This window comes from Prevotella sp. MGM2, assembly GCF_002933955.1.
Classification (GTDB): Bacteria; Bacteroidota; Bacteroidia; order Bacteroidales; family Bacteroidaceae; genus Alloprevotella.
This window is the reverse complement of record NZ_BEWW01000321.1, coordinates 1-5576: the sequence shown is the minus strand read 5'-3', so window position 1 is coordinate 5576 and position 5576 is coordinate 1. Positions and strand designations below refer to the sequence as shown.

The following is a 5576-nucleotide window of genomic DNA, read 5'->3' as shown; positions in this document are numbered from 1 at the left end:
CTTGGCTGTTACAAAGATAATATATTTTCCCTCGGAAAGCAAGAAGTGTTAAAATAGGGATGTCCCTCCGCCTGAGGTTCTCTAATAAAGAAATCCGAAAAGCCACAAGGGTATTTCGTTTTCACGGCCTACGTCAACGTTGTAACGTGCAAAAACGGTATCGGGCGCGGCCTTAGTGCGTCGCAGGCGGTCGCACACGCAAATGTCGGTGGTGTGGTTCACACGGTAATAGCCTTCGCGGTGCTGCTTGGTGATGGTGTGATGCCGCCACAGCGTGTTCACAAAGAAAGTCTCCATGATAAGCTGCTCGCTCATTTGCGGTGAATAAACGGCGTAGATGAGGTTGGTGTCGTGGAGCATGGCTGCGGCGGGCTTCTTCGGGAAAGTGTCTCCTTCGCGGTAAACCATGTTGATGAGGCGTGTCTCTTCCAGATATTTGAGATAATTCATTACGGTGGCACGGCTCGTACCTATCGTTTCGGCCAGGCGGCTCACGTTGGGGGCTTGTCCGCCGTCCACGGCTAGGAGGTAGAGCAGCCGTTTGATGCGTGAAAGGTATTTCAACTCCACCTGTTTGTTGAAAAGCAGGTCCACCTCTATCATCATGTTCATGGCTTTGAGCAAGGCTTCCGTGAAGTTACGGTTTTCAAGGAAGAAAGGGTAATAACCGTGGTGGAGGTAATCCTGAAAATATTGCCAGGGACGCGCCTTGGGCAGGATGCTCTTCAGTATGTGCTGGTGATTGTTCAGAAGGGTGTCGAAGGTGAACGGCTGGAAGTTGCTGTCTGTCTGTAAATTGATGAATTCACGGAAGGAAAATCCGTGAAGTACGTAAGTACGCGATATGGACGAGAGTTCGGTGGCGTCGGGGTCGGCCGGCTCCACGGAGGTCGTGGAGTAGACTATGCGCAGGCGCGGGAATTTGTGGTAACACTCGCACAGTTGCTCCCGCCAGTCTGTGAGCTTGAATACCTGATCGGCGAGCAGCACCTGTCCGCCCGCCTTGACGAACTCGCCGGCGAAATCCACCAGTCCGCGCCCTTGAAAGTAAAAGTTGTTGAGGTTGATGTAGAGACACTGGCGCAGATTGGGGTCGAAGTTCTCCTTGGCATATTGCAGCAGAAAAGAGGTGCGCCCCACGCCGCGCGGCCCCTTAATGCCTATCAGCCGGTAGCTCCAGTCGATCGTGTCCATAAGTCCTCGCCTTACGGGAGCGTTGAAGTGTTCCACCAGATAGGAATGAGTGCGAAAAAAGGTCTCTAACATATCGTTTTGCAATGTTTAATTGTTGCAAAGATACTATTTTGTGTTTGATTTGTGAAGCCGGGTTTGCAAAAATAAGTAATATGAAGATAAAAACACCCTCCTCCGGAATTTTGTTGGCGGATAAGAGGATTCTCCTGCATAGTTTTCGGTTGTCCGGAAGGTGTTTTCCTTTTTTCTCCGTAACTTTGCATCATATTAACAACATAAGCATAAAATATGATGTCCTTTGATTATCTGTTAGGCCGCCTTGACTGGCAGCAAACCATCAGTGCCTTCATCGTTCTCTTCGCTGTGCTCGATGTGTTCGGCTCCACCCCCATCATTATCGACCTCAAGCAAAAAGGCCGGCCCGTCAATGCCATGCAGGCCACACTCATATCATCCTGTCTGCTGGTAGGCTTTTTCTTTGCGGGCGACATCCTGCTGCGACTCTTCAGCGTCGATATCGAATCCTTTGCCGTGGCCGGTGCGCTGGTCATCTTCCTGATGGCTCTCGAAATGATTCTCGACATTGAAATATTCAAGAACATCGGTCCCATCAAGGAAGCAACGCTCGTACCGGTAGTCTTTCCGTTGCTGGCCGGTGCCGGGTCGTTCACCACGCTGCTTTCGCTGCGTGCCGAATACGCCACTCCCAATATTCTTCTGGCTCTGGCTGTCAATATGATCATAGTATATTGCGTTTTACGGGCCACCGAGCGTGTGGAGAGAATCCTCAGCCGCAGCGCCATCTATTTGATGCGCAAGTTCTTCGGCATTATTCTCCTGGCCATAGCCGTGCGCTTGTTCACAGCCAACCTTTCGGCACTTCTCCTGCACACCTGATGACCGCCGGCTTATTCCGGTGGCTCTTCCGGTTTCCCTATAAAAAAACGGCTGCCGGCCATTCTGATAACCGGTAAGAAAAGTTCTTTATATAATAAACCCAAGCCCATGACAGACCTCGAAATTGCCCACAACACAACGCTTCGTCCCATTGAGGACGTGGCCGGACAAATCGGCATACCCGCCGAAAAACTGGAACATTACGGCAAGCATATTGCCAAACTGCCCCTTGATCTTCTTGGGGAGCAGAAAGGCAAACTGATTCTTGTCACAGCCATCACCGCTACCAAGGCCGGTATCGGAAAAACGACCGTATCCATAGGACTCGCACTCGGGCTTAACCATATAGGCAAGAAGGCGGTTGTGGCTCTGCGCGAGCCTTCGCTCGGTCCCTGCTTCGGCATGAAAGGCGGTGCCGCAGGCGGCGGCCATGCGCAGGTGTTGCCCATGGAAAAGATAAACCTTCATTTCACCGGCGACTTTCACGCCATTACTTCGGCGCACAACATGATAAGCGCCTTGCTCGACAATTATCTTTACCAGCACGCTAAAGACGGCTTCGGACTGAAGGAAATCCTATGGCGCCGTGTGCTCGACGTCAACGACCGTTCATTGCGCAGCATAGTGACCGGTCTCGGCCCTGCCACCAACGGCCTGACACAACAGGCCGGCTTCGACATCACGCCCGCTTCGGAACTGATGGCCATACTCTGCCTGGCTGCCGATGAAGCCGACTTGCGCCGCCGCATCGAGAATATTCTTCTGGGATATACCTATGCCGGCGAACCTTTCACGGTAAAAGATCTTGGCGTAGCCGGCGCCATTATGGTGTTGCTTAAAGATGCCATTCAGCCTAACCTTGTCCAAACGACAGAGAATACGCCGGCTATTGTGCACGGCGGACCGTTTGCCAACATTGCTCATGGCTGCAACTCATTGCTGGCCACAAAAATGGCGCTCTCACACAGCGATTACACCATTACCGAAGCCGGCTTCGGGGCTGACCTCGGGGCTGAGAAATTCTACGACATCCTGTGCCGTAAGAGTGGACTGCAACCTGATCTTACCGTTATTGTGGCTACTGCCCAAGGACTGAAAATGCACGGCGGCGTAACGCTCGACCAGATTAAGGAGCCGAATGTTGAAGGCTTACGGTCGGGACTTGCCAACCTCGACCGCCATGTGGCCAACCTCCGCTCTTTCGGGCAGACGGTAGTGGTGGTCTTTAACCGTTTTGTCACCGACACCGATGAAGAGATGGCGCTCCTCAAGCACCATTGCGAAAATGAACTTCATGCACCTTTTGTCATCAATAATGCCTATACTGACGGCGGAAAAGGCGCAGAGGAAATGGCCCGCCTTGTGGTCGAAACGCTGGAGCAGACGCCGTCGGCCCCGTTGCAGTTGGCGTATGCCGACAGTGACTCCATCCGCACAAAGATAGAAAAAGTGGCGAAACAGATATACGGCGCGGCCACCGTGAGCTTTGCCAAGCCTGCCCTCAACCGCATCAAACTGGCTGAAGCGCACGGTATGTCGGTTTTCCCCGTATGTATTGCCAAGACGCAATTCTCCTTCTCGGCCGATGCTACCCGTTACGGCGTTGCTGAAGGTTTCGACCTGCTCATACGCGATGTGGTGATTAACGCCGGCGCCGAGATGATTGTGGCCATTGCGGGCGACATTCTGCGCATGCCTGGCTTGCCGCGCGATCCGCAGGCTAATCATATAGATTATGTTGACGGCGAGATTACAGGATTAAGCTAACGGCATTTTCCACATATTGTCAATGTGATGAGGCAGACGGGTGAAGCTCAAACTTCCGTCTGCCTTGTTCCTGTAAGTAAGCCGAGTCATTTTATGTGAGGCTGTAACCGCCAAATGGCTTTCCGTTTGTCGTGTATGGGCGCAATATTGCAGGATTCTAGGGGTTTTGTCAAAAAAAAGTGTTATTTTTGCCGAAATAGAATATATCTGCCATGAAAATCATACTCAATCCCAAATATGAGCATCTGCGTGATTATCTGACCCGTCTTGAGGAGCATTTTGACCATGAGGGGAAGGAGATTTTCCGCGACAGAAATGTTATACGTACCCTTCAGACCAACGGGCTTACGCTCTGTGTGAAACGCTATGCCCCGCCATCATTGCGCGGGCGGCTGGCTGTGAAACTTTATAAGACGCCGAAAGGCAAGAAAGCCTATTTCCGACCGTTGCAATTGCGTGAGCGAGGATATGAAAGTCCTGAACCTGTGGCTTTTGTGAAATACAACAAAGGCCTTGTCACGTCTGTTACGTATTTCGTGAGCCTGCTCTCAAAGTACCGCTACAGTCTTGCGTCCATTACCGATCTTTCGGATGATGAACGCCACGAGGTAACAGACAGTTTTGCCCGTTTTGCCGCGCGGCTTCATGAAGACGGTTTTCTTCATCGCGACTTTTCGTCGAGCAACATCCTTTTCGATAAGGTGGGCGACCGTTACCGTTTCGCCCTTGTAGACACCAACAGCCTGCGAACCGGCCGTTCGGTAAGTGTGGAAAAAGGATGTGCGAATTTTTCCCGCCTGATAGGTGACAATGAGTTTTTCAGCGAATTGGCACGTGTTTATGCCGAAGCCCGCAAGGCCGATCCGGATTATTGCCGGCGGCTCATCGACAAAGCCAAGGGGCTTTGAAAAGTGAGAAACGCCAACGAATAAAGATAAAAAACTTTCAATAATGATATTCAGATATTTATCAAAAGCTATTCTAGCTGTCTCAGTCTTTGTGTGTGCTCTGCAGGCCACCGCTCAATCAGACAATGTCCCTTTGCGCGTTATGGACGCTATCCGTCAGCAATATGAAAAAACAACCCTTCTGAAGGAAGGCTGTCAGGCGGCCGATTTTACGGCAGAGAAATATGCCGGCGGGAGTGTCCGTCTTTCAGACAACCGCGGCAAGGTCGTTCTGCTCAATTTCTGGGGGTCATGGTGCGGTCCGTGCTTGCGGGAGCTGGCACCGGGCATGCTCCCCGCCCGTCTCAAGCAATTTGAGGGCAACGACAGGTTCTTGTACCTGCCGGTAGCCTATAAGGACAGCCGCGAAAGCCTCGACAAATTTTTCGCCACTGAAAAGGGACGGACCGACTACGCTTATCTGCGCACCGCCACGGCATTGGACGCCGACAAGGAAATATTCAACCGATATGCCACACAAGGCGTGCCCCGTTTGTTTGTGATCGGAGCTGATGGCAAGATTCTTCTCGGCACGCTCGGCTTTGTGGAAGAAGAGCTCGACAAGGTTGAAGCCATCATCAGGCAAGCGTTGGAAATGGCCCCTTGAATCACCTGCCGGAAGAATAGGCGTGCCGCTCGTTTTTTATGACAGGTCGCGTGTCTTGCAGACTTGAAAATTGAAGATACGGTTTAAGGCGTTTTGCGCCAGCAGGCAGATTTTAACACTTCTTGCTTTCCGAGGGAAAATATATTATCTTTGTAACAGCCAAG

5 protein-coding genes are annotated in these 5576 nt (G+C 51.6%); 4 read left to right on the top strand and 1 reads right to left on the bottom strand.

All coding sequences use genetic code 11. The annotated features are described in order from the left end of the window. Positions 1-81: 81 nt before the first annotated feature. A complete protein-coding gene (locus C5S62_RS12235) occupies positions 82-1266 on the bottom strand; it encodes an AAA family ATPase (protein ID WP_104405661.1) in 1185 nt (394 codons plus the stop codon). Between the two features lie 216 nt (positions 1267-1482). Between C5S62_RS12235 and C5S62_RS12225 the strand changes: the two genes are divergently transcribed. The 4 genes from C5S62_RS12225 to C5S62_RS12210 all read left to right on the top strand — a co-directional run bounded on the left by C5S62_RS12225 (position 1483) and on the right by C5S62_RS12210 (position 5412). After that, the gene (locus C5S62_RS12225; protein ID WP_223301234.1) at positions 1483-2091 is read left to right on the top strand and encodes a MarC family protein; all 609 of its coding nucleotides are present in this window, start codon (positions 1483-1485) and stop codon (positions 2089-2091) included. 108 nt (positions 2092-2199) lie between these two features. Next, entirely contained in the window at positions 2200-3858 is a 1659-nt protein-coding gene (locus C5S62_RS12220; RefSeq protein WP_104405659.1) for a formate--tetrahydrofolate ligase, read from the top strand. Positions 3859-4070: 212 nt separating this feature from the next. Next, the gene (locus tag C5S62_RS12215) at positions 4071-4766 is read left to right on the top strand and encodes a lipopolysaccharide kinase InaA family protein (protein WP_104405658.1); all 696 of its coding nucleotides are present in this window, start codon (positions 4071-4073) and stop codon (positions 4764-4766) included. A gap of 43 nt (positions 4767-4809) precedes the next feature. Continuing rightward, positions 4810-5412, top strand: a complete 603-nt coding sequence (locus C5S62_RS12210) for a TlpA disulfide reductase family protein (protein ID WP_104405657.1) — start codon at positions 4810-4812, stop codon at positions 5410-5412. The last annotated feature ends 164 nt before the right edge of the window (positions 5413-5576 follow it).

Excerpts from the sequence above, each read along its gene's own strand:
- C5S62_RS12220 (WP_104405659.1), top strand. The coding sequence starts at position 2,200 with ATGACAGACCTCGAAATTGCCCACAACACAACGCTTCGTCCCATTGAG.
- C5S62_RS12225 (WP_223301234.1), top strand. The coding sequence starts at position 1,483 with ATGATGTCCTTTGATTATCTGTTAGGCCGCCTTGACTGGCAGCAAACC.
- C5S62_RS12235 (WP_104405661.1), bottom strand. The coding sequence starts at position 1,266 with ATGTTAGAGACCTTTTTTCGCACTCATTCCTATCTGGTGGAACACTTC.
- C5S62_RS12215 (WP_104405658.1), top strand. The coding sequence starts at position 4,071 with ATGAAAATCATACTCAATCCCAAATATGAGCATCTGCGTGATTATCTG.
- C5S62_RS12210 (WP_104405657.1), top strand. The coding sequence starts at position 4,810 with ATGATATTCAGATATTTATCAAAAGCTATTCTAGCTGTCTCAGTCTTT.